The sequence below is a fragment of the Streptomyces yongxingensis genome (genome assembly GCF_055597465.1).
On sequence record NZ_CM145717.1, the window covers coordinates 6129961 to 6152893 of the forward strand.

A 22933-nucleotide genomic window follows, 5' to 3' on the forward strand; every position below is an offset into this window, starting at 1 on the left:
CCGCCCCGCTACGAGGAGCCCGCCCGAACCACAGGCACCCCACCACCGGAGGCGGCACCAACCTCACCAGCCGTAGCCGTAGCCGCACCCACTCCACCCCCGGACTCCCCGGCCGCAGGCCGGCTCCGCAGGGCGCGTCCCAGCGCCACGTACCCCCCGGCCGCCACGAGGCCCACCACGGCGCTGGCCGCCCACAGGGCATCCGCGCCGAAGCGGTCCATGACGGTGCCGCCCGCGAGCGGGGCGATGAGCGAGGCGAGGGACCACGACAGGGTGTACATCCCCTGGTAGCGGCCGCGCCCATGGGTCGGGGAGAGCCGGGCGACCAGCCCCATCTGGGTGGGGGTGTTGATGATCTCGCCGATCGTCCAGACCAATACGGCCAGCGCGTACATCCCGACCGATCCGGCGAAGGCGGTCAGCCCGAACCCGACGCCGGTCAGCAGCGCGGACACCGTCAGCAGCGGCGCCGGATCGCGATGCTCGAGGAACCGCGTCACCGGGATCTGCACGGCCACGATCAGCACGCCGTTCGTCGCGATCGCGACGCCGAAGTCCGTACTGGACAGCCCGTCCGCCCCCATCGCCACGGGCAGCGCCACGAACGCCTGCTGGATGAGGGTCGCGACCAGGAACGACAGCCCGACCACGGCCATGAACCGCCGGTCCCGCAGCACCGTACCCAACCCGACCTCAGGCTTCGGCTCCGACTCCAGCGAGCCCACCGCACCGTCCCGCTCAGGCCGGGACTCCGGAACCTTGCCGAAGACGATGACCGCGCACAGCAGCGTCATCCCGGCATCCGCCAGGAAGAGGGTGAGATAGCCATGGCGCGCGATCAGCCCGGCCGCCGCCGCGGAGACGGCGAAGCCGAGGTTGATGGCCCAGTAGTTGAGCGCGAAGGCCCGCACCCGGTCCCCGGGCGCGACGATGTCGGCGATCATCGCCTGCACCGCGGGCCGTGACGCGTTGCTGGTCATCCCCACCAGACAGGCCACGACGGCGATGGCGACCGGGTTCTGGACGAACCCCAGCGTGGCGACCGTGACCGCCGTCGACAGCTGCGAGACCAGCAGCGTGGGCCGCCGCCCCAGCCGGTCGGTCAGCACCCCGGCGACGACCGCCGACACGGCCCCGCCCAGCCCGTGCAGCGCCCCGACCAGCCCGGCGAACATCGCCGAATAGCCTCGATCCACGGTCAGGTACATGGCAAGAAACGTGGCCACGAACCCGCCCAGCCGATTGACCAGCGTGGAGGTCCACAGCCACCAGAACTCCCGGGGCAACCCCGAGACGCTCTCCTTGGCGGCCTGCCTCAGTCGGACGACGGACACCGGACGACTCCCCCCTGTAAGTGCCACAACCAGCAGCCGCAACTTACTGACCTTGACGTGGCCCCGCCAGTCAATTGACGGGGTCCGTCAACCGACGCCCTCAGACCGGTCCAGTAGGCTCGACGGCATGGCCGACGCACCGTACAAGCTGATCCTCCTCCGCCACGGCGAGAGCGAGTGGAACGCGAAGAACCTGTTCACCGGCTGGGTGGACGTCAACCTGAACGAGAAGGGCGAGAAGGAGGCAGTCCGCGGCGGTGAGCTGCTGAAGGACGCCGGCCTGCTCCCCGACGTGCTCCACACGTCCCTCCTCAGGCGCGCCATCCGCACCTCGCAGCTCGCGCTGGAGGCCACCGACCGCCTCTGGATCCCGGTCCGCCGCTCCTGGCGCCTCAACGAGCGCCACTACGGCGCGCTCCAGGGCAAGGACAAGGCCCAGACCCTCGCCGAGTTCGGCGAGGAGCAGTTCATGCTGTGGCGCCGCTCGTACGACACCCCGCCGCCCCCGCTGGACCGCGACGCCGAGTACTCCCAGTTCGAGGACCCGCGCTACGCGACCCTCCCGCCGGAGCTGCGCCCGCAGACGGAGTGCCTCAAGGACGTCGTCGTCCGCATGCTCCCGTACTGGTTCGACGGCATCGTCCCGGACCTGCTCACGGGCAAGACGGTCCTGGTCGCGGCCCACGGCAACTCCCTCCGCGCCCTGGTCAAGCACCTCGACGGCATCTCCGACGCCGACATCGCGGGCCTGAACATCCCGACGGGCATCCCCCTCTCCTACGAACTGGACACCGACTTCAAGCCGGTCAACCCGGGCGGCACCTACCTCGACCCGGACGCGGCGAAGGCCGCCATCGAGGCGGTCAAGAACCAGGGCAAAAAGAAGTAAGCCCCACGCGTCCAAGCCCCTAGGATCAGCGGATGACCTTGGAATGGGAACAGGTAATCGTTCACTCGGTGGATCCGGCGGCCTTGGGGCAGTGGTGGGCCGAGGCTCTTGGCTGGGTTGTGGTCTACTCCTCTGATGACGAGTTCGAGATCCGCCCGGAGCCGGATCGCCTGCCAGGGTTGGACTTCGTCCGGATCGAGGAGAACAAGCAGGCCAAGAGCCGGCTGCATCTCGACTTCAGGCCGGATGACCAGGACGCCGAGGTGGCTCGCCTCGAGGCTCATGGCGCGAAGCGTGTCGACATCGGTCAGGGTGACCAGTCGTGGGTGGTCATGGCGGACCCCGAAGGCAACGAGTTCTGCGTCCTTGGCCAACGGCGTCAGTAAGCACTCCTGAGAGCGCGCCCGAACGATCAAGCCCCCTACCCACGGTTTCACCGCGAGTAGGGGGCTTGATCACTTGGGTGGCCCCCGTTCGGCCCTGGGGCCAGTCCTCAAGACGTCTTGAGGACTTAGGCTGAAAGGGTCCGCGCAGCCTGGGACGGTGAGCTGAGCATGGCCAAGTACGAGCAGCTCGCGGATGCCCTGCGGCAGAGCATCCGCGCAGGTCAGCTCGGGCCCGGGGAGCGGCTTCCGGCCGAGGACAAGCTCGCGGCGCGGTACCGGACGAGCGTGCCGACGCTTCAGCGGGCGCTGTCGGAACTGGTGGCCGAGGGGCTGATCGACAGGCGGCACGGGGTGGGGACGTTCGTACGGACCCCGCGCCGGCGGGTCGAGCGGAGCAACGAGCGGCACCAGTGGGAGAAGGACCGGGCCCGCCGGTCCAAGGCGGAGCGGCTGCGCACCGGGTCCACCGAGCACGACACCGGGCTGGAGGTCGGTGACCTCGCCTTTCACGCCGAGTACCGCGACGCGAAGGCCGACGAGGACCTGGCACCGGTCTTCGGGGTCCCCGTGGGCACGCGGCTGCTGGAGCGGATCTACCGCACCAACTGCCGCGAGGAGGACGCGCCGTTCGCGCTCGTGCACTCCTACCTGGTCCACGACGTCGTGGCCGCCAACCCCGACCTGCTCGACGCCGCCCATGAGCCCTGGCCCGGCGGCACCCAGAATCAGCTCTATACGATCGGCGTCGAGCTGGACCGCATCGAGGAACGGATCACGGCCCGGCCGCCGACGGTGGAGGAGGCGGAGGCGCTCGGCCTCAAGAAGGGGGTTTCGGTGATCGTCCTCCGGAAGATCTGCACGGACGTCGACGATCGGGTCGTCGAGGTCTCCGACGTGACGCTGTGCGGGGACCGTACGGAACTCGTCTTCACCACCCCCCTGAAGAGGTGGTGACCATGCCGAACACCATCACCGTCATCACCGCGGTCCACGCCCCCGGCGCCGTCCATCTGCCGGACGCCCACACGTCGTTGCGCGAGCAGGAGCTGCCGGACGGCTGGGACTGGCAGTGGATCATCCAGGAGGACGGCGAGACCGACGCCGTACGCCCCTACGTCCCCGACGACGCCCGCGTCAGCTTCGGCCAGGGCCGGGCCGGCCGGGCCGCGATGGCGCGCACGATGGGGCTCTCCCGCGCCGAGGGCGCGTACGTCAAGGTGCTGGACGCCGACGACATGCTCACCCCCGGCGCCCTCGCCCGCGACCTCCGCGCGCTCACCGACCACCCCGATCTCGGCTGGGCCACCTCCCGCGCCCTGGACCTGCTGCCGGACGGCTCCACCGTCGGCTTCGAGGGGGACCCGCCGCAGGGGCCCATCGCACGCGGCGCCGTCCTCGAATTCTGGAGGGCGAACGACCACCGCGCCCAGGTCCACCCCGCCACCCTCTTCGTACGCCGGGACCTGCTCCTCGCCCTCGGCGGCTGGATGGCACTGCCCGCCTCCGAGGACACCGGCCTCCTCATGGCCCTCAACGCGGTCAGCCGGGGCTGGTTCACCGCCGAGACCGGTCTGCTGTACCGCAAGTGGCCCGGCCAGGTCACCAGCCAGTCCGCCCACACCGACGCGGCCGAGCGCGCGGCACGCTTCGCGGTGGTCGAGGCGCGGGCCCGGGTCCTGGCCGCCATGGACGGCTGGCGCTACGACACCCGCTGAAAACCCGCTCGCCACCACCGATGAGTTTGCGTGGCCTCCCCGGTCTGAGAGGAGGAACAGCTCACCGACCGCATCCCACGGAGGGGCATCATGAGGAAGATCACCGCCAGTCTGTTCATCTCGCTCGACGGGGTCGTGGAGGCGCCCGACCAGTGGCACTTCCCCTACTTCAACGACGAGATGGGCGCCGCCGTCGACGCGAGTCTCGGCGCGGCCGACACCCTCCTCATCGGCCGTAAGACCTACGACAGCTTCGCCGGAGCCTGGCCGGACCGCGAGGCGGCGGGCGGTGAGGACGCCCACTTCGCCAAGAAGCTCGGCGACGCCCGCAAGATCGTCCTGTCGCGCCAGGACCTCAGCTTCACCTGGCGGAACTCCGAGCAGCTCAAGGGCGACTTCGCCGACGCCGTCACCGCGCTGAAGAACGAACCGGGCGGGGACATCGCCCTCAGCGGCTCGGTCTCGGTGGTCCGGCAGCTCATGGCGCACGGCCTGCTGGACGAGCTGCACCTGCTGGTCCACCCGATCGCCGTCCGCAAGGGCATGCGGCTGTTCGAGGAGGGCGAGACCACGATCCCGCTGAAACTGCTCTCCTCCGCCACGTTCAGCACCGGTGTGCTGCACCTCGTCTACGCCCCGGCCGAGCACACCGCCGACGCCACCTACGAGGACGCCAAGACCCACCTGCCCCAGGACGACCAGTAGGCGCCCGAGCCCTCAGGGCAGGGTCTCCGCGTCGACCCGCGAGAAGACCAGGTCGCTTTCCTCCGTGACCGGCCCCCGCCAGCGGACCGGAACCTCCGGCGGGCGCCGCAGGGCGTCGGGGTAGCTGCCCGCCGCGTAGTCGTTGGGCAGGCGGTAGACGTGGAAGCCGTGGTCCTTGAGGGCGGTCAGCAGGTCTTCGACGGAGTCGCCCAGGTCGGACATGCGCTGGGGGGTGACCTCGACGGTCAGTTCGGCGTCGGGGCGCAGGGTGTCGAGGAGGGGGACGAGGCCGCGGACCACGCCGCCTTCCGCGCCCTCCACGTCGATCTTGATGACCCGGGCGTTGGCGATCTCGCCCTCGGTGAGGAGGGCGGGCAGGGGCTGAGCCGCGATCTCGAAGGTGGACTCGGCGGGGCCGTCGTAGGGGACGACGCTGTTGGCGCCCATGTTGCGGGAGCTGGCGAGGATGAAGGTCAGCAACTCGTCGCGGTCGGAGACCGCCGCGTTGAGGGCGCGGATGTTGGTGCAGTCATTGCGCCGCGCGTGGCGCTGGAGGAGCTGGTGGAACGTCGGTGATGCCTCGATCGCCACCACCGTCCCACTCCGCCCGACGAGGCGGGAGGCGAGGACGCTGTAGTAGCCGATGTTGGCCCCGACGTCCACGAAGACGTCCCCGGGCTTCAGCCGGCGCTGGAGCCACCGCGTCATATGCGGCTCCCAGACGCCGAAGAGGTAGAGGTACCGCTGGATGAGGTCCTGGGTGTCGACGGCGAAGGTGGCGCCGAAGCGCGTACGGGCCAGGCGGTGCAGGGGGCGGTCCCGCAGGGCGGCGTTGAGGTGGCGCTCGACCAGGGCCCGCTTCCCGGCGCTCCAGGGCGCGTGGCGGACGTACTCGCGGCCGAGGTCGAGAGCGGCCTGGTCGAGCCTGCGGATCACGGGGTCTCCAGGTGGGGAGGTGTCTTCTTGCGGTGCGGTCCCGTTCGCTGTCGCGCCGCACCGGTGCCCAGTGTCCCCCGGACATGCCCCGGACATGCCCGGACATGGAAGCGCCCGACCGCTGGCGACGGGGGATGCACCAGCGGTCGGGCTGTACCTAAGAGTAACGCGGTCGCCGGGGTGGGGAGGCCGACTCCTCCCTTGCGGTGAGCAGTTGTGACCGCGATCACGCAACGTTCGCGCAACGTCGTTACCGACCGCACGGAGGCGCGTACGAGAGCCGGGAGAGGTATTCGTCCCATTTCTCCGGGGTCAGCACACCTCGCGTCATCGAGCAGATGCGACGCACCGCCTCGTCCACGTCCAGGCTCCACAGCCGGACCGTGTCCGCGCCGCTGGACACCCCGAGCATCCGGCTGTGGGGGCTGAACGACAGGAAATTGCCGGTCTTGGCGTTGGGGCTGAGCGACTGACCGATGGATGTGGCCCTGGAGGGGACGGTGACGTCCCACAGCCGGACGGCGTTGTCGTTGCCGCCGCTCGCGAGCGTGTTGCCGTCCTGGCTGAAGGTCAGCGACACGATCGCGTCGGTGTGGCCGGTGAGCGGGGAGCGCAGCCGGGTCACCCTGCCGGGGTCGGTGACGTCCCAGAGCCGGACCGTGTTGTCGTCGCTGCCGCTGGCCAGCGTATGGCCGTCCGGGGTGAAGACGAGCGCGTTGACGGGGCCGAGGTGGCCCGTGACCGGCCTGCCCCGCGGGGTGGCGTGGCGCGGGTCGGTCACCTTCCACAGCCGGATGGTGTTGTCCGCGCTGCCGCTGGCCAGCGTGCGGCCGTCCGGGCTGAAGACGAGGGTGTTGACGTAGCCCCGGTGGCCGGTGAGCGGTTTGCCGAGCCGGCGGACATGCGACGGGTCGCTGACGTTCCACAGCTGGATGGTGTTGTCGTTGTACGCGGTCGCCATCATGCGCCCGTCCCGGGTGAAGGCCAGCGCGCCCGCGAACCGGGTCCGCAGGGGGAGGGGCGGCTTGTACGGGACGGGCCGGGTCGGCTCGGTGACGTTCCACAGCCGCACCTGGCGGTCTCCGGTCATCATCGCGAGGGTGTGGCCGTCCGGGGTGAACGTCAGCTCCCGCACCGAGCCTTCCCCGGGGACGAACGGTTCGCCCAGCGGCACCGGCCGGTTGGGATCGTCCACGTTCCACAGCCGGACCTTCTCGTCGCGCCCGGCCGTGGCGAGCACCCGCCCGTCCGGGCGGAACACCCCCATCCGGCCGACCATGTCCGACGTCGGGATCGACCACAGCCGGACCGTGTTGTCGCCGCTCCCGGTGGCGAGGGTCCGCCCGTCGGGGCTGAAGCCCAGGGCGTACATCTCGCCGCTGCTGCCCGCGAGCGGCTCGCCGACCTGCGAGGGATACGCCGGATCGCTGACGTTCCACAGGCTCGCCGTACTGTCCTGGCTGGCGGCGGCGAGCATGGATCCGTCCGGGCTGAAGGACACCGACCATATGGGGCCGATGTGGCCGGTGAGCGGCGAGCCCAGCGGCTCCGCGTGACGCGGATCGCCGACGTCCCACAGCCGGATGGTGTTGTCCGCGCTGCCGCTGGCGAGGGTCCGGCCGTCCGGGCTGAACGCCACGGAGTGGATCAGATCCTTGTGGCCGGTCAGCACCTTGCCGATCCGTTTCGGACGGCGCGGATCGGCCATGTTCCACAGCCTGATCGAAGTATCGTCGCCACCGGCCGCCAGCGTCCGCCCGTCGGGGCTGAACGCCACGGAGCGCACGGCGGCGGTGGCGCCGGTCAGCGCGCCGATCGCCTTGGGCCGCTCCGGGCGCCTCATGTCCCACAGGCGCACCACGCGATTTTCCGTGGCGGTGGCCAGCGTGCGCCCGTCCGGGCTGAAGGCGAGCAGATAGATGGTGCCGTCGTGGTGGGAGAGGGGCGCGCCGAGCGGGCGCGGACGGCGGGGGTCCCGTACGTCCCACAGCCGGATCGTGCCGTCGTCGCCCGCGCTGGCGAGGGTGTCGCCGTCCGGGCTGAAGACCGCACTGCTCACCCAGCTCGTATGGCCGGTGAGGGGCTTGCCCAGCGGTTTGGGGCGGGTCCGGTCCTTGACGTCCCACAGCCGGACGGTCCGGTCGTAGCTGGCGGTGGCCAGCAGCCGCCCGTTCGGGCTGAACGAGGTGAGGTAGACGGCGCCGGTGTGGCCGTGCAGCGGCGTGGCCAGCGGCGCGTTCACCACCGACAGCAGCCGGTTCCTGGTGGCCTCGTCGTGCGGCCGCAAGTCGTGGGCCACCAGGGCGAGCTGGGCGGACAGCGACGGATCCGTGTTCTGGAAGCGATCGGCCTCGGTGACCACCTGCTCGAACACCGCGTCGTCCCGCTGCTGCCACGCGACCACCGCCGTACCGGCGGCCAGCACCGCCAGGACGACCAGAGCCGACACCGCGCCACGGCGGAGCCACACCGTGCGCCTGCGCAGCCTCACCGAAGCGGCCAGGAACTCCACCGCGCTACGGGTCAGATAGGTGCCGCCGGCGGTCTTCGCCCAGGTGTGGGCCTGCTCCAGCCGGGAGCCCCGGTAGAGCAGGGACGAGTCGCGGTTCGAGCCCTCCCAGGACCGGCCGTCCTCCTCCAGCCGCTGGCGCACCAGATGGTCGTTGCGGTCCTCGTCGATCCAGTCGCGCAGCCGTGGCCAGGCGTGGAGCAGCGCCTCATGGGTGATCTCCACGGTCTCGGCGTCGAGCGTCACCAGGCGGGCGCGCACCAGCGTTTCGAGCGATTCCTCCGTCTTGCCCGGGTCCGTCGACTCCCTCGCCAACTGGTGCCGCGTCCCCCGCCTGCGGGTGGCCTGGGTGTCCTCGCCCAGCCGGACCAGCCGGAGGAGCAGCAGCCTCGCGGCGGTGCGCGCCTCGGAGTCGAGGCTGGACCAGGCCCGCTCGGCGGTCGCCGCCACCGCTCCCTGGATGCCGCCCGCCGCGCGGTAACCGGCCAGGGTCAGCCGTCCGGCCTTCCGCCGCTGCCAGGTGGCGAGCAGGGCGTGGGAGAGGAGCGGCAGTACGCCCGCGTCATGCGTCCCACGGGGGCCGTCGGCGCTCACCTCCCGGACGATCAGCTCCGCGAGCCCGGGCTCGAGCTCCAGGCCCACGGCCTTGGCCGGGCCGGTCACCGCCTCGCGCAACTCGGCGGTGGTCAGCGGGCCGAGCACCATGTGCCGGTGCTGGAGCGCGTCGGCCAGTTCGGGGTAGCCCAGGCACAGCTCGTAGAAGTCGGCGCGGATGCCGAGGACGACGAGCACGGGGGGCGGCTCGCCGGGGGCGGCGGGGGTGCAGGCGGCGTGGAGGAGCTGGATGAACGTGCGCCGGCCGGCCTCGTCGGAGCCGAGCGTGAACGCCTCCTCGAACTGATCCACGATCACGACGGGGCGGGCGTCGGAGGACGGCGTCTCGCGGTCCGCCCACGCGGTGACGGCCTCGCGGACCGCGTGGGCGAATTGCGGGGTGCCGGGTTCGGCGGCCGGTTCGTGTGCGGTTGGTTGATAGGCGGCCGGTTCGTACGCGGCTGGATCGTTTGCTGTCGGTTTGTCCCTCGGCAGGGCGGCGGCTGTCGGTGTGTCTGCTGGTGGGCCGTCAGCCGCCGGTTCGTCCGCGTCCGTTTCCGGTTCGTCCGCCGCCGACTCGTCCGCCGTGGGGACCACGCGCGCGAGTTCGGGGATATGGCGGGCCAGCTCCGCGAGCGGGTCGCCGCCCGGCACGAGTTGAGTCACGCCCCTCGCCCGGCCGTCCCCGTCGCCCGGCGCCCCGGTGCGCAACGCGGGCACCAGGCCGGCGTTCAGCAGCGAGGACTTCCCCGCCCCCGAAGCGCCCACGAGCACGACCAGGCCGCCCGTCTTCTCCGCCGCGTGCAACTGGGTGACGAGGGCGTCCGTGCTCCGCTCCCGGCCGAAGAACCACCGGGCGTCCTGCCGGCGGTACGAGGCCAGGCCCCGGTACGGGCATACGCCGCCGGGGACCGCCGGGCCCTCGGCCGGGGGCCCGTCCTCTTCTTCCGCGGCCGGCGCGGGGCGTTCGCCGACCGGATCGGCCAGCGCACGCTCCCACAGCCGCTGCCAGCGGGCCATGTCGTACAGGCCCGGGGACACCGGCGCGGGCCGCGAGCGCCGTGCGTCGGGTATCAGGACGTGCAGGACGGCCGCGAGGGCGGCGAACTGGGCGGGCACGTTCTTCGCTCGTCGCCAGTCGCTGATCCGCTGGGCGGAGACCCGTACGGGACGCCCCCGCTCATCGGTCCGCTGGAGTCGGACGACCGCCTCGGCCACGCTCTTGAGGGGAGGATTACCGGCCTCCCTGTACAGCAGCGCGAGGCGTTCCGCGAAGGCTATGCGTGCCCCCGAGTCGGAACTCAAGGTCTCCACTCCTTACTTCCCCCGCGCTGGACATCCGGACCGGAAAACTCACTTTATATGGCTGACCAGCGGAGAAACCGGCAGCGTGAGACCGGAACCTCCTCGGTGGGAGGCACAACTGGCAGGATCATGCCGCGATAGCGCATCCACCACGAGCCGTCCAGCAAGGCCATCAGCTCAGCGCACGGAGAGACAACCCATGGCACCGCATGTTCTCGGTCAGCTTTCGTCGCGGTCACGAGACGGCGGTCGCGGGCGCGTCGCGTGAGCCCCGGAGATCCGTGAAGCCGGTCCCATCGGGGACGGCGGTCGCGTCGACCACGGATCCGGCCCCCTGATCCGCACCGGTACGGCGCGGATCGGCACCGCTCCAGCGTTCGGCACCGGTCCCCACGAGGGGAGGGACCGGCGCCGGACGTTGTGGCGGTTCTGTCGTCTCTGCTACGTCTCTGTCGTCCCTGCTACGTCATCTGGGTGCGGCGGGCCAGTCGTCGGGGCCGCCGCCGTTCCATTCGATCAGCTCGGGGCTGTCGAGGGGCGCGTCCTCTTCCATCACGCCCGCGCGGTGCAGGAGCCGCCGGAGCTCGTCCGGGCTCACCACCACTCCGACGTCAGCGCCGTCGATCAGCACACGGCGGCGGCCGTCCAGCGGTTCGTCCACCACGACGCGAGGCGGGGCCGGGGTCTTGTCCTCCATAGGACCAGGCTCGCCGCTTCCGGCGCCGACCGCACCTCGGGCGGGACGCATCGACGAAACCGAGGCCCACGCGAGAGGGCCTGGGACCGGTCGCCGGTCCCAGGCCCTCCGTCGTGTCGGTTGTGTCGGTCGTATCGATCGTGCCGAAGTCAGCCGCAGTTGCCGCCGCACTGGCACGGGCCGCCGGACTGACAGCCGCAGCCGCAGCCCGAGCCGCAGCCGCATGCACCGACGGGGTGGGTCGGAGCGGGTTCGGGCTTGGAGAGGTCCGCCATGCGTCTCCTCCTCGGGAGGGGTCACGTCACCTGCTGCTCATGGTGCCGACGACCCGGCGGCCGAGCGCAGGGGCGCGTCGACGGCGCTTCGAAGCACACCGCCGCAGCCGCTCACGCCCCGTAGCCGCTCACGCCCCCTCGACGCTCACGCCCCTTCGACGTCCCCCTGCGGGGACATCTCGTCGGCGTGCTCACCGGTGACCAGGTAGACCACGCGCTTGGCGACCGAGACCGCGTGGTCCGCGAACCGCTCGTAGTAGCGGCCCAGCAGCGTGACATCCACGGCCGTCTCGATGCCGTGCTTCCAGCGGTCGTCCATCAGGTGCTGGAAGAGGGCGCGGTGCAGGGTGTCCATGGCGTCGTCGTCCTGCTCCAACTGGAGCGCGAGGTCGACGTCCTTGGTGATGATGACCTCGGCGGCCTTCGCCATCAGCCGCTGGGCGAGCTGGCCCATCTCCAGGATCGTGGCGTGCAGGTCGTGCGGTACGGCCGAGTCCGGGAAGCGGAGCCTGGCCAGCTTGGCGACGTGCTGCGCGAGGTCGCCGGAGCGCTCCAGGTCGGCGCTCATCCGCAGGCTGGTCACCACGATCCGCAGATCGGTGGCGACCGGCTGCTGCCGGGCGAGCAGGGCTATCGCCCGTCCCTCCAGATCCCGCTGCAGATCATCGACCTTCTCATCGGCGGCGATGACGCTCTCGGCGAGCTTGAGGTCCGCGTCGAGAATGGCAGTGGTGGCACGGCCGATGGCCGAACCGACGAGCCGGGCCATATCGACCAGGCCGTCCCCGATCGAATCAAGCTCCTCGTGGTACGCGTCCCGCATCACTGACCTCTTTCACGACTCTCGGTGACGATCTTTGACAGGCTCTGACAGGTTTCTGGCGGTTCTCCGTGGCTCATGCCCGGGGCCCCACACTTCCACGCTCCGGCCGAAACGCGTCCGCTTCCGGCATCGGGCGTTAATCACACCTGACTCCAAGGTGAACTCTCGGCAACGCGGCCCCGGCTCCGCCGTGTGACACCCGCTCGACGAAACGTCCGGAGTGAACCGATACCGACTCCCCGGTGAACTCTCGGCAACGTCTGACCGAGGGGATCGTCACGGGGCTGTGGAGGGGTCTCGCCGCCCGCATAACCTGGACGCATGAACGTGAACGCGGCGATCGCCGCAGTGGCGGCGCTCGCCGGGTTGTGCACCGGCGTCATCGCCATGCTGGCGTTCCGCTGGAGCGAGCGTGAACAGGCGAAGCCTACGCGTTCGTCGCTGCATACCGACGCCGTGCTGCCGCCCGGCGTGGACACCGTGCTGTCAGTACTGCGTTCCTCGGCCGTCGTCCTCGACGAAGCGGACGCCGTCGTCAAGGCGAGCTCGGCCGCGTACGCGCTGGGCCTGGTGCGCGGCGGCAAGCTGGCCGTCGAGCCGATGCTGGCGATGGCCCGCGACACCCGGCGGGACGGCGAGATCCGGCAGATCGAGCTGGATCTGCCGCGCCGCGGCACCGGCCGGGGCGGCGACGCGCTCGCGGTCTCCGCCAGAGTGGCCCCGCTGGGCTCCCGGCTGGTCCTGCTGCTGGTGGAGGACCTCACCGAGGCCCGCCGGATCGAGGCCGTACGACGCGACTTCGTCGCCAACGTCAGCCATGAGCTCAAGACCCCGGTCGGCGCGCTGTCCCTGCTGTCCGAGGCCGTGATGGACGCGTCCGACGACCCGGAGGCGGTCACCCGCTTCGCCGGGCGGATGCAGGTCGAGGCCACCCGCCTGACCAGCCTGGTCCAGGAGCTCATCGACCTCTCCCGGGTGCAGAACGACGACCCGCTGGAGGACGCCGAGCCGGTCCGGGTGGACGAGCTCGTCGCCGAGGCCATCGACCGGTGCCGCCACCAGGCGGGCACCAAACAGATCACGATGGCCACGGGCGGCACCGCCGATCTGCACGTCTGGGGCAACCGCGGCCAGCTGGCGGCCGCGCTCGGCAATCTCGTCGAGAACGCGGTCAACTACAGCCCGGCCCGCACCCGCGTCGGCATCGCCGCCCGCCGCATCCCCGCGACCGGCGGGGACCTGATCGAGATCGCCGTGACCGACCAGGGCATAGGCATCTCCGAGAGGGACCGCGAGCGGATCTTCGAGCGCTTCTACCGGGTCGACCCGGCTCGCTCGCGGCAGACCGGCGGGACCGGGCTCGGGCTCGCCATCGTCAAGCATGTGGCCGCCTCGCACGGCGGGGAGGTCACTGTGTGGAGCGCCGAGGGACAGGGCTCCACCTTCACCCTGAGACTCCCGGAAGCCGGTGCGGCGCGGGACCGGGACCGCTCGCGGAGCCAGACGGGCGAGTCGAGCGAGTCGTACGACACCGGAGACCTCGATGGCGAGGACCACGGTCGGCCGTACGAGACCTTCACCAATGAACCACTCTCTGCCCCGGAGGTCCTTCCGTGACCCGAGTTCTGGTCGTCGAGGACGAGGAATCGTTCAGCGACGCGCTGTCGTACATGCTTCGCAAGGAGGGATTCGAGGTCGCCATCGCGACTACGGGCCCCGAGGGCCTCGATGAGTTCGAGCGGAACGGCGCCGACCTGGTGCTGCTCGACCTGATGCTGCCGGGCCTGCCCGGTACCGAGGTCTGCCGCCAGCTGCGCGGCCGGTCCAATGTCCCGGTGATCATGGTGACCGCCAAGGACAGCGAGATCGACAAGGTGGTCGGGCTGGAAATAGGCGCCGACGACTATGTGACCAAGCCCTTCTCCTCGCGCGAACTGGTCGCCCGGATCAGAGCCGTGCTGCGCCGCCGCGGCGAGCCGGAGGAGGTCACCCCGGCCGCCCTGGAGGCCGGGCCGGTGCGGATGGACGTCGACCGGCACGTGGTCACGGTCGGCGGCGGCAAGGTGGACCTCCCGCTGAAGGAGTTCGACCTGCTGGAGATGCTGCTCCGCAACGCGGGCCGGGTGCTGACCCGTATGCAGTTGATCGACCGCGTCTGGGGCGCGGACTACGTGGGCGACACCAAGACCCTCGACGTCCACGTCAAGCGCCTCCGGGCCAAGATCGAGCCGGACCCGGGCGCGCCTCGGTACCTGGTGACGGTGCGGGGTCTGGGCTACAAGTTCGAGCCGTAAAACCGGGCCTGAGCCCCGGACCGAGCCGTAGCAGGCGGCTCATGCGCGAGGGCGGCCCTGGAAAGGTCCAGGGCCGCCCTCGCGCATGCCTGTGCGGGTCTCAGTGACCCGCCCAGACCCGCCGACGGGTCTCAGTGACTCAGTGACCGCCGCCGTTCGGGGTGGGCTCGCCGGAGGCGATGCCGTTCGGGGTGCCGCTGCTCTCCTCGCCGCCCGGCCGGCCGCTCGCCGTGCCGGTCGGAGTGCCGCTGGGCTTACCGGTGGCGGTGCCAGTGGGCGTACCGCTCGGCTTGCCGCCGGGCGTCGCCGAGCCCGACGGCTTGGCGGTCGGCAGCTCGGTCGGGCCCCAGCCCTTGAAGTAGCTCTTCGCCGGGACCACGAACGCGGTGATCGGGACGTTGCCGGTCGAGCTGAGGTCGAAGACGACCCGCTGCGCGTTGCCGTCCTGGGTGGCCTCGCGCCCGTCGCTGATGACGGCGGAGGCGTTGCCCGCGCCGCCGAAGGCCACCGAGCCGCCGTGCGGGACCACGACCGGGCCCTTGCCCTTGGCCGGGGAGAGCTTCACCCGAGCGCTGGTGCCAGGGAGGGTGATGGCCTTGACGGTCTGGTCGTTCTTCCCGTTGTTGAAGATCCGGCCGGTGACGACGGCCGGGCCCTTGGCCGTACGGTCCGGTTGGGTCACCACCGTGGCGTTCTGGATCTTGATGTCCCCGACGGACGTCGCGGCGTTGTCGGGCTTGACCCCCAGCGTCTGCGCGTCGTTCCCGGCTCCGCAGGCGGAGAGCGGGGCGACCGAGACCACGATGGCGGCTGCGGCGAGGGCGCCGCGTCGAAGGCTGCTGCTCACGGCGGCGGCATCTCCTAGGACGAGGTAAAGGTTGGATCAGCGCGCTTAGATTACCGATCCGCCCTCTTCGGCCCGCACCCGACCCGCCCCAAGGCGATCGGCCCCGGGGCGGCACGCCCGTGTGCTGCCGGTTCGGGCGTGGTCCGGGCGTGGTCCGGGCGGGCTTCCGGCGCGCTTCCCGCGTGCGTTACGCGGTCCGTACGGCGCCGTCCCGAAGTCCCGAATATCGGCTCGACCGGTCGCGCGGGAGATTATCGGTAAGGAATCCATGCATGTCCGAGAATTGATCACAGAGTTGATCCACTCTGCGTGATCAACTCTGTGATCAATTCGTGAATCGGGGCCGGATCCCCCGCTCCTGATCCGAACGGAGTAGCGGAAGTCCATCGACTGGACTCCGGCAAAACGGGACGTACGGCCACTCGTCCGGGCTTCTTCCGACGCGTAACGGGTGGGTTTCGGGGTGCCCGGACAGCCGCTCCCACCTGCGAATACCCGGTTCCGCCGACCTCGTGCAGCACGTCCCTGCCGCACTTGTCAAGCCCCGAGATATGCCCTGACCTGCGAAAACGCCATTCAGAAGAAGGCGTTCCCGTGTTACCCTGGATAGCCACGGAAGGGGTACCTGTCACATGACGTTCAAGGTTGGCGACACCGTGGTCTATCCCCATCACGGGGCCGCGCTGATCGAGGCCATCGAAACTCGCCAGATCAAAGGCGTGGACAAGACCTACTTGGTGCTGAAGGTCGCTCAGGGTGACCTGACTGTTCGTGTGCCGGCGGACAATGCGGAGTTCGTCGGTGTGCGTGATGTGGTCGGCCAGGACGGGCTGGACCGGGTCTTCGAGGTGCTGCGTGCACCGTATGCGGAAGAACCGACGAACTGGTCCCGTCGCTACAAGGCAAATCTCGAGAAGCTCGCCTCCGGCGATGTGATCAAGGTTGCCGAGGTCGTGCGTGACCTGTGGCGCCGAGAGCGTGAGCGCGGACTCTCCGCCGGTGAGAAGCGCATGCTCGCCAAGGCCCGCCAGATCCTGGTGAGCGAGCTCGCCCTCGCCGAAAGCACCAACGAAGACAAGGCCGAGGCCCTGCTCGACGAGGTTCTCGCGTCCTGACATATCAATGCCGTGGTGCCCGAGTGACTCAGACGTGAATTCCCGCTGATCGTCTGTCGCCGGGCGCTGCGGCATGTGTACGTGCCGGACGTCGTCGACCCCCTGAGTGATCTCCTCAATCCCCCGAGCGATCTCTGAGCCCCCGGTCCATCGCACCTGGTGCCGATGCGCCACCGCGCGCATGGTGCGCGGTGTTGGTGTGCCGGGCCCGGGCAGCTGGCTCGACCAGTCGTCACGGAAGGGGCCGGTCGGGGCATCGCGCCCGGCACGCTGTGGCCATACCCATCTCGGCTGAGGAAGCAAACCTGAACGCCAACTCAATGTCCGCAACACCGGATCACGGCGGCTCCGGCGCGTCCGGGCGAACCGCCCGCACCGCCGCCGTGATCCCCGCCGCGGGCCGCGGAGTGCGGCTGGGCCCGGGCGCCCCCAAGGCGCTGCGCCCGCTGAGCGGCACGCCCATGCTCGTCCACGCCGTACGGGCGATGGCCGGATCCCGCTCCGTCTCCCTCGTCGTCGTGGTCGCCCCGCCGGACGGCGCCGACGAGGTGCGGCGGCTGCTGGACGCGTATCCGCTGAGCGGCAGCCTCGGCGACACCACCGAGGTGGTCGTCGTGCCCGGCGGCGAGACCCGCCAGGAGTCGGTGCGCAAGGGGCTGGCCGCCGTCCCCGAGACCGTCACCACCGTGCTGGTGCACGACGCGGCGCGGCCGCTGGTGCCCGTGGACACGGTGGACGCGGTCGCCGCCGCCGTACGGGACGGGTCGCCCGCCGTCGTCCCGGCGCTGCCGCTGGCCGACACCGTGAAGCAGGTCGAGCCGCGCACCGGGGAGCGGGCCGGTGAGCCCGAGCCGGTGGTCGGCACTCCCGAGCGCGCCCTGCTGCGCGCCGTCCAGACCCCGCAGGGCTTCGACCGCGCCACGCTCGTGGCCGCCCACGAGAAGATCGCCCTGGAGGGCGAGGGCGCCACGGACGACGCGGGCATGGTGGAGCGGCTCGGCGTCGAGGTCGTGGTCGTCCCCGGCCATGAGGAGGCGTTCAAGGTGACCCGGCCGCTGGACCTGGTGCTGGCCGAGGCGGTCCTGGCCCGCAGGAGGGCGAACGATGGCTTCTGACGCGGCGATGCTCCCCCTGGTGGGCATCGGTACGGATGTGCACGCCTTCGAGAAGGGCCGTGAGCTGTGGTGCGCCGGGCTGCTGTGGGAGGGCGAGGAGTACGGACTCGCCGGGCACTCCGACGGCGATGTGGCCGCGCACGCCGCCTGTGACGCGCTGTTCTCCGCCGCCGGGCTCGGCGATCTCGGCGCCCACTTCGGCACCGGCCGCCCCGAGTGGTCCGGCGCGGCCGGCACCACACTGCTCGCCGAGGCCGCCCGGATCGTCCGGGGCGCGGGCTTCGAGATCGGCAATGTGGCGATCCAGGTGATCGGCGTACGCCCGAAGATCGGCAAACGGCGCGACGAGGCGACGAAGGCGCTGACGGCGGCCGTGGGCGCCCCCGTCTCGGTGTCCGGTACCACCACGGACGGGCTGGGCCTGACCGGCCGCGCCGAGGGGCTCGCGGCGATCGCGACGGCGCTGGTGTTCCGGCGGTAGGGGCGACCGGCAGTCCGTACGGGGCGACCGGCAGTCCGTACGGGGCGACCGGCAGTGCGTACGGGGCGCGCGGGTGCTCCGGCGGTGGCGTCGGCGTTCCGGCGGTCAGGGGGCGCGCGGGTGCGCCCGGAGTGTCACCCGCGTCCCGAGTGTCACGCTTCTGTGTCCCCGTGGGGGAAGGCGCGCGGGGCACCGTTCACTTCCCACTACCCTTGATGCGTGACTATTCGCCTGTACGACACCAGCGCCCGGCAGATCCGTGACTTCACCCCGCTCAGGCCGGGCTGCGTCTCGATCTACCTGTGCGGTGCCACCGTGCAGGCCGCCCCGCACATCGGGCACATCAGGTCGGGGCTGAACTTCGACATCATGCGCCGCTGGTTCGCCCACCGCGGCTATGACGTGACGTTCATCCGCAATGTCACGGACATCGACGACAAGATCATCGCGAAGTCGGCGGAGCAGAAGCGCCCCTGGTGGGCGATCGGCTACGAGAACGAGCGCGCCTTCAACCAGGCGTACGACATCCTCGGCTGCCTGCCCGTGACCTATGAGCCGCGGGCGACCGGTCATGTCCCCGAGATGATCGAGATGATGCGGGAGCTGATCGACCGGGGTCATGCCTATGCCTCCGAGGGCAATGTCTACTTCGACGTGCGCTCGTTCCCCGAGTATCTGAAGCTCTCCAACCAGGATCTGGACGGACTGCGCCAGCCCTCCGGCGAGGGCGAGACCGGCAAGCGCGACCCGCGCGATTTCGCCATGTGGAAGGCGGCGAAGCCGGGGGAGCCGAGCTGGGAGACCCCGTGGGGGCGCGGCCGTCCCGGCTGGCACCTGGAGTGCTCGGCGATGGCGCACAAGTACCTGGGGCGCGCCTTCGACATCCACGGCGGCGGCGTCGACCTGATCTTCCCGCACCACGAGAACGAGATCGCGCAGGCCAAGGCGTTCGGCGACGACTTCGCCGCCTACTGGGCGCACAACGCCTGGGTGACCATGAGCGGCGAGAAGATGAGCAAGTCGCTCGGCAACTCGGTGCTGGTCTCCGAGATGGTCAAGCGCTGGCGTCCGATCGTGCTCCGCTACTACCTGGGCACCCCGCACTACCGGTCGATGATCGAGTACAGCGAGGAGGCCCTGCGCGAGGCCGAGTCGGCGTTCGCGCGGATCGAGGGCTTCGTCCAGCGCGTGGTCGAGAAGGCCGGGAACGTGGAGCCCGCCGCCGAGGTGCCGCCCGCCTTCGCCGAGGCGATGGACGACGACCTCGGGGTGCCGCAGGCGCTCGCGGTCGTCCACACCACCGTCCGCCAGGGGAACTCCGCCCTGACCGCCGACGACAAGGAGGCGGCGGTCGCCCGGCTCGCCGAGGTGCGGGCCATGCTGGGCGTGCTGGGCCTCGATCCGCTCGATGAGCACTGGACGGGCGGTTCGGACCGCGGTGAGGATCTGCACGGCGTGGTCGATTCCCTCGTCCGGCTGGTCCTGGAGCAGCGGCAGGCCGCGCGGGCCCGTAAGGACTACGCGACGGCGGACGCCATCCGCGATCAGCTCCAGCAGTCGGGTCTGGTGATCGAGGACACCCCGTCCGGGCCGCGCTGGGAGCTGGGCACCCGCTGACCTGGCTGTTTGTGCCGCCCGCTGCGTCGGGCGGCACACTTGTGACCGTACATACGACCGTACGACCGTAGACGCGTGTGACGTTCGACGTTCTTCCGTTGCCGTTTGCCGAGCAGCGCTGAGCAGTGAAGAGACAGGTGACATTCATGGCCGGCAACAGCCAGCGCAGGAACCGCCGTACCAGCAACAAGAAGGGCGCGACGGTCGGCAGCGGCGGTAAGCGGCGCCGCGCCCTCGAGGGCAAGGGGCCCACCCCGCCCGCCGAGATGCGCAAGGGCCACGCCAAGCAGCGGATGGCCAACGCCCGCGCCCGCCAGGCCGCCAAGCGCCCCGTCCCGCGGCGCGGCGGCAAGGGCTCGAACGAGCTGGTGGTGGGCCGTAACCCGGTGGTCGAGGCGCTGCGCGAGGGCGTTCCGGCGAACACGCTGTATGTGCAGCAGTTCATCGACAGCGACGACCGGGTGCGCGAGGCGCTGAAGGTCGCGTCCGACCGCGGCGGCATCCACCTCATGGAGGCGCCGAAGGCCGAGCTGGACCGGATGACGAACGGCCTCAACCACCAGGGCCTGGTGCTCCAGGTGCCGCCGTACGAGTACGCCCACCCGGAGGACCTGAGCGCGGCCGCCTTCGACGAGGGCGAGGACCCGCTGATCGTCGCCCTCGACGGCGTCACGGATCCGCGCAACCTGGGCGCGGTGGTCCGCTCGGTGTCCGCCTTCGGCGGCCACGGCGTGGTCGTACCGGAGCGGCGCGCGGCCGGGATGACCGCGGGCGCCTGGAAGACCTCCGCGGGCACCGCCGCCCGCACCCCGGTCGCCCGCGCGACCAACCTCACCCGGACCCTGGAGGCTTACCAGAAGGCGGGCCTGACGGTGGTCGGACTGGCGGCGGACGGCGACGTCGAGCTGCAGGACCTCGAGGTGCTGGACGGCCCGGTCGTGATCGTCGTCGGCAGCGAGGGCAAGGGGCTCTCGCGGCTGGTGGGCGAGACCTGCGACCTGCGGGTGCGGATCCCGATGCCGGGCGGCGCGGAGTCGCTGAACGCGGGCGTGGCGGCGGGCGTCGTCCTCTACGAGGCGGCACGCCGCCGGGCGTAGGCGGTACGGCGCTGGGCGGGGGTATGCCGCTGGGCGTGAGGCGGGCGTGAGCGGTACGCCGCTGGGCGTGAGGCGGGCGTGAGCGGTACGCCGCTGGGCGTGAGGCGGGCGTGAGCGGTACGCCGCTGGGCGTGGGCGGGGCTGGTCACGGGCGTGATGCCGGGTCGGGTGCGGCTGTGGTGCGGGGCCCGGTAACGCCGTGAGGCGGGACCGGTAGGCCGTCCTGCGGGCCTGACCCGGGCGTGACCCGGGCCTGACCCCGCGTGGGTCAGGCGTGGGTCGGGCTGTGCGTGTGCCCCGGTCCGTGACGGCCCACCGGCCGATGATCTTGACGGGCCTCGGACAGATCGGGACGTCCCCGGCAGTGTCTTTCCCGTCCGTCACTCGGTTAGTTGGGCGTGGAGACCAGAAAAGCCCGCATGCCTTCGCCCCTGGCGGGACGCGCGGGGGGATTCGACGACGAACCACAGCTGACCATGGCCAAGGTGCCGTGCGATCCGGCGCAGGTCGCCGTCAATGCCCCGAGCTTCCGGGTGCAGCTCAGGGTCCCGGTCGTCAGCAACACGCTGACGGACACGGCCCGGCTCACCCGCGTCCCGACCCCCGGTCGGCGTCGGCCGCCCGTGGTGTGGAGCGGCCGCACCCGCCCCGGCGGGGACACCGCGGCGACCCGGCTGCTGCAGGCCGTGCGGTACTCCTCCGAGGGTCCGACCGACAGTCTGTCCGATGGCCTGAACGATGGTTTGGGCCGTTCCCGGGCGGGCGAGGCCGCCGAGGACGTGGGCGCCACGCAGGTGCTGCCGCGGATCGCCTTCGACGACGACACGGCGCCCACGGTCATCGGCCCGCGCACCCCCCGTACGGAGAGCGTGCCCCGGTCGTCCGGCGGGCGGCGGCGTCCGGGCGCGGACGGCCGCCCGGACGAGGCGGGCGCAGCGGGCGGAGGGGGCGGAGCGCGTGGGGCGAGCGCGGTGGCCAGGGCGGCCGGGGCGGAGCGGCGCGGCGCGTCCTCCGGACGGCCGGGCGCCCTCGACGGCGAGCGGGACGAGTCGCGGCGCGCCGCGGTTCCGCGCCCGCGCCGCCACTCCGAGTCCGTACGCCACGCCTACTACCCCGGGCGCCGGATGAACCTCGGCGTCGTCCTGCTCCCGCTGCGCATCTTCCTCGGCTTCATCTCCATCTACGGCGGGATGGGCAAGCTCTCCGACCCCGTCTACTTCGACGGCGGCGAGCGCGGCTCGATGGTCACCTGGCTGAGCGGGCTGCACCCCTGGCCGATCGCCGAGCCGCTGCGCGACCTGGCGCTGGACCATCCGGTGGGCGCCGGGCTGACCGTGGCGTTCCTGCAGATCGTGGTCGGGGTGCTCACCGTGCTCGGGCTGTGGCAGCGGCTGGCCGCCTCGTTCGGCGCGCTGCTGTCCGCCGCGCTGATCGTCACCGTGAGCTGGCGCACGGTGCCGGTCTACGACGCGCCCGACATCATCTACCTCGCCGCCTGGAGCCCGCTGATCATCGCGGGCGCGCCGGTCTACTCGGTGGACGGCCGCCTCGCGGGCGAGGCGTGGCGGCGGCTCGGCCCCCGGGCCGGGCTGTGGGAGCTGCGGCGCCGGGTGCTGCGCCGCGGCGGCGTGATGGCGATGGTGGTCGCCGGGCTGACGCTGCTGGTGGGCTCGATGCTGGGTGCCGCCGTACGGTCCTCGGAGGTCGTGAAGGCGCCGGAACCGAGCGATATGCCGACGAACAACCTCCCCGGCTCGCCGCTGCCCAGCAAGCCCGCGGAGAGCCCGCGCGGCGGGCAGCGCGGGACGGCGGGCACGGGCGACGGAACGGCGGGTGCGCCGTCGCCGCGCGAGCGGCTGTCGCACCGCCCCGAGCCGTCCGCGGCGGACTCCTCGGCCTCGACGTCCTCGTCCGGGGTGCCGAGCGCGGCGGATTCGGCGTCCGGCACCTCCGGCCGCCCCAGCGGCGCGTCCAGGCCCCGCCCTGGCCTGGGGACGACCCCCCGCTCCCCGCGCCACCCCCTCGCCCCGGCGGCGCCGGGCCCGTCCTCGCTGGGCGGCGCCGGCGGCGGCCTGTCCGCGGGCGGCCCGGAGGGCGGCCCTCCGGAGGACAACACGTACAACTACAGCGACCCAGCCTCCGAGGAAGCCGCCCTGGGCGGCCTCCTCGGCTGAGAGCGCTCCCGCTCCCCGCGCCAGG

Annotated in this window: 19 protein-coding genes; 13 read left to right on the plus strand and 6 right to left on the minus strand. The window is 71.5% G+C overall.

All coding sequences use genetic code 11. The annotated features are described in order from the left end of the window. Window positions 1-8: 8 nt before the first annotated feature. Window positions 9-1334, minus strand: a complete 1326-nt coding sequence (locus ACZ6TD_RS26500; protein WP_471342152.1) for an MDR family MFS transporter — start codon at window positions 1332-1334, stop codon at window positions 9-11. Between the two features lie 127 nt (window positions 1335-1461). On the opposite strand from ACZ6TD_RS26500, the gene ACZ6TD_RS26505 reads away from it, so the two are divergent. The 5 genes from ACZ6TD_RS26505 (at window position 1462) to ACZ6TD_RS26525 (ending at window position 5029) form a co-directional block, all read left to right on the plus strand. Beyond that, window positions 1462-2223: a phosphoglyceromutase gene (locus tag ACZ6TD_RS26505; protein WP_471342154.1), complete on the plus strand. Its 762-nt coding sequence runs from the start codon at window positions 1462-1464 to the stop codon at window positions 2221-2223. Between the two features lie 32 nt (window positions 2224-2255). Then, window positions 2256-2609 (plus strand): VOC family protein, encoded by a 354-nt coding sequence (locus ACZ6TD_RS26510; RefSeq protein ID WP_471342155.1) that lies wholly within the window; start codon window positions 2256-2258, stop codon window positions 2607-2609. Between the two features lie 168 nt (window positions 2610-2777). Next, window positions 2778-3563 (plus strand): GntR family transcriptional regulator, encoded by a 786-nt coding sequence (locus tag ACZ6TD_RS26515; RefSeq protein WP_471342156.1) that lies wholly within the window; start codon window positions 2778-2780, stop codon window positions 3561-3563. Between the two features lie 2 nt (window positions 3564-3565). Next, window positions 3566-4324: a glycosyltransferase family 2 protein gene (locus tag ACZ6TD_RS26520; RefSeq protein ID WP_471342158.1), complete on the plus strand. Its 759-nt coding sequence runs from the start codon at window positions 3566-3568 to the stop codon at window positions 4322-4324. A gap of 90 nt (window positions 4325-4414) precedes the next feature. Further along, the gene (locus tag ACZ6TD_RS26525) at window positions 4415-5029 is read left to right on the plus strand and encodes a dihydrofolate reductase family protein (protein WP_471342159.1); all 615 of its coding nucleotides are present in this window, start codon (window positions 4415-4417) and stop codon (window positions 5027-5029) included. 12 nt (window positions 5030-5041) lie between these two features. On the opposite strand, the gene ACZ6TD_RS26530 is transcribed toward ACZ6TD_RS26525, so the two are convergent. The 4 genes from ACZ6TD_RS26530 to phoU all read right to left on the minus strand — a co-directional run bounded on the left by ACZ6TD_RS26530 (window position 5042) and on the right by phoU (window position 12168). Beyond that, complete coding sequence (locus tag ACZ6TD_RS26530) at window positions 5042-5965, minus strand: FkbM family methyltransferase (RefSeq protein ID WP_471342161.1); 924 nt, start codon at window positions 5963-5965, stop codon at window positions 5042-5044. 250 nt (window positions 5966-6215) lie between these two features. Then, entirely contained in the window at window positions 6216-10382 is a 4167-nt protein-coding gene (locus ACZ6TD_RS26535) for an nSTAND1 domain-containing NTPase (protein ID WP_471342163.1), read from the minus strand. A gap of 457 nt (window positions 10383-10839) precedes the next feature. Next, window positions 10840-11070: a hypothetical protein gene (locus tag ACZ6TD_RS26540; RefSeq protein ID WP_413799976.1), complete on the minus strand. Its 231-nt coding sequence runs from the start codon at window positions 11068-11070 to the stop codon at window positions 10840-10842. Between the two features lie 420 nt (window positions 11071-11490). Further along, a complete protein-coding gene (phoU, locus tag ACZ6TD_RS26545) occupies window positions 11491-12168 on the minus strand; it encodes a phosphate signaling complex protein PhoU (RefSeq protein WP_451638399.1) in 678 nt (225 codons plus the stop codon). A 321-nt stretch (window positions 12169-12489) separates the two neighbouring features. Between phoU and phoR the strand changes: the two genes are divergently transcribed. Both phoR and phoP read left to right on the plus strand, forming a co-directional pair. Then, window positions 12490-13785: a two-component system sensor histidine kinase PhoR gene (phoR, locus tag ACZ6TD_RS26550; RefSeq protein ID WP_471342164.1), complete on the plus strand. Its 1296-nt coding sequence runs from the start codon at window positions 12490-12492 to the stop codon at window positions 13783-13785. Further along, window positions 13782-14462 (plus strand): two-component system response regulator PhoP, encoded by a 681-nt coding sequence (gene phoP / locus ACZ6TD_RS26555; protein WP_037960596.1) that lies wholly within the window; start codon window positions 13782-13784, stop codon window positions 14460-14462. The genes phoR and phoP overlap by 4 nt, the downstream gene beginning before the upstream one ends. Before the next feature lie 139 nt (window positions 14463-14601). Here phoP and ACZ6TD_RS26560 read toward each other — a convergent pair whose 3' ends face one another. Next, a complete protein-coding gene (locus ACZ6TD_RS26560) occupies window positions 14602-15309 on the minus strand; it encodes a DUF461 domain-containing protein (protein ID WP_471342166.1) in 708 nt (235 codons plus the stop codon). A gap of 632 nt (window positions 15310-15941) precedes the next feature. Between ACZ6TD_RS26560 and ACZ6TD_RS26565 the strand changes: the two genes are divergently transcribed. The 6 genes from ACZ6TD_RS26565 (at window position 15942) to ACZ6TD_RS26590 (ending at window position 22908) form a co-directional block, all read left to right on the plus strand. After that, window positions 15942-16424, plus strand: coding sequence for a CarD family transcriptional regulator (locus ACZ6TD_RS26565; RefSeq protein WP_009716930.1), 483 nt, complete (start codon window positions 15942-15944; stop codon window positions 16422-16424). A 320-nt stretch (window positions 16425-16744) separates the two neighbouring features. Next, on the plus strand, window positions 16745-17539 hold the full coding sequence (ispD, locus tag ACZ6TD_RS26570; protein WP_471342167.1) for a 2-C-methyl-D-erythritol 4-phosphate cytidylyltransferase: 795 nt from the start codon (window positions 16745-16747) through the stop codon (window positions 17537-17539). Beyond that, window positions 17529-18020, plus strand: coding sequence for a 2-C-methyl-D-erythritol 2,4-cyclodiphosphate synthase (ispF, locus tag ACZ6TD_RS26575; RefSeq protein ID WP_471342168.1), 492 nt, complete (start codon window positions 17529-17531; stop codon window positions 18018-18020). The genes ispD and ispF overlap by 11 nt, the downstream gene beginning before the upstream one ends. Before the next feature lie 219 nt (window positions 18021-18239). Next, entirely contained in the window at window positions 18240-19637 is a 1398-nt protein-coding gene (gene cysS, locus ACZ6TD_RS26580) for a cysteine--tRNA ligase (RefSeq protein ID WP_471342170.1), read from the plus strand. Between the two features lie 146 nt (window positions 19638-19783). Next, window positions 19784-20734 carry a 23S rRNA (guanosine(2251)-2'-O)-methyltransferase RlmB gene (gene rlmB / locus ACZ6TD_RS26585; protein WP_471342172.1) on the plus strand — a complete coding sequence of 317 codons (951 nt, stop codon included), beginning with the start codon at window positions 19784-19786 and terminating at the stop codon, window positions 20732-20734. A gap of 419 nt (window positions 20735-21153) precedes the next feature. Continuing rightward, a complete protein-coding gene (locus ACZ6TD_RS26590; protein WP_471342174.1) occupies window positions 21154-22908 on the plus strand; it encodes a DoxX family protein in 1755 nt (584 codons plus the stop codon). Window positions 22909-22933: the final 25 nt, after the last annotated feature.

What these genes read in the sequence shown, in the direction of transcription:
- ACZ6TD_RS26520 (WP_471342158.1), top strand. Translation starts at nt 3,566, where the DNA reads ATGCCGAACACCATCACCGTCATCACCGCGGTCCACGCCCCCGGCGCC.
- rlmB (WP_471342172.1), top strand. Translation starts at nt 19,784, where the DNA reads ATGGCCGGCAACAGCCAGCGCAGGAACCGCCGTACCAGCAACAAGAAG.
- phoU (WP_451638399.1), bottom strand. Translation starts at nt 12,168, where the DNA reads ATGCGGGACGCGTACCACGAGGAGCTTGATTCGATCGGGGACGGCCTG.
- ACZ6TD_RS26510 (WP_471342155.1), top strand. Translation starts at nt 2,256, where the DNA reads ATGACCTTGGAATGGGAACAGGTAATCGTTCACTCGGTGGATCCGGCG.
- ACZ6TD_RS26590 (WP_471342174.1), top strand. Translation starts at nt 21,154, where the DNA reads ATGCCTTCGCCCCTGGCGGGACGCGCGGGGGGATTCGACGACGAACCA.
- ACZ6TD_RS26505 (WP_471342154.1), top strand. Translation starts at nt 1,462, where the DNA reads ATGGCCGACGCACCGTACAAGCTGATCCTCCTCCGCCACGGCGAGAGC.
- ACZ6TD_RS26540 (WP_413799976.1), bottom strand. Translation starts at nt 11,070, where the DNA reads ATGGAGGACAAGACCCCGGCCCCGCCTCGCGTCGTGGTGGACGAACCG.
- ACZ6TD_RS26565 (WP_009716930.1), top strand. Translation starts at nt 15,942, where the DNA reads ATGACGTTCAAGGTTGGCGACACCGTGGTCTATCCCCATCACGGGGCC.
- ACZ6TD_RS26525 (WP_471342159.1), top strand. Translation starts at nt 4,415, where the DNA reads ATGAGGAAGATCACCGCCAGTCTGTTCATCTCGCTCGACGGGGTCGTG.
- ACZ6TD_RS26515 (WP_471342156.1), top strand. Translation starts at nt 2,778, where the DNA reads ATGGCCAAGTACGAGCAGCTCGCGGATGCCCTGCGGCAGAGCATCCGC.
- ispD (WP_471342167.1), top strand. Translation starts at nt 16,745, where the DNA reads ATGTCCGCAACACCGGATCACGGCGGCTCCGGCGCGTCCGGGCGAACC.
- ispF (WP_471342168.1), top strand. Translation starts at nt 17,529, where the DNA reads ATGGCTTCTGACGCGGCGATGCTCCCCCTGGTGGGCATCGGTACGGAT.
- phoR (WP_471342164.1), top strand. Translation starts at nt 12,490, where the DNA reads ATGAACGTGAACGCGGCGATCGCCGCAGTGGCGGCGCTCGCCGGGTTG.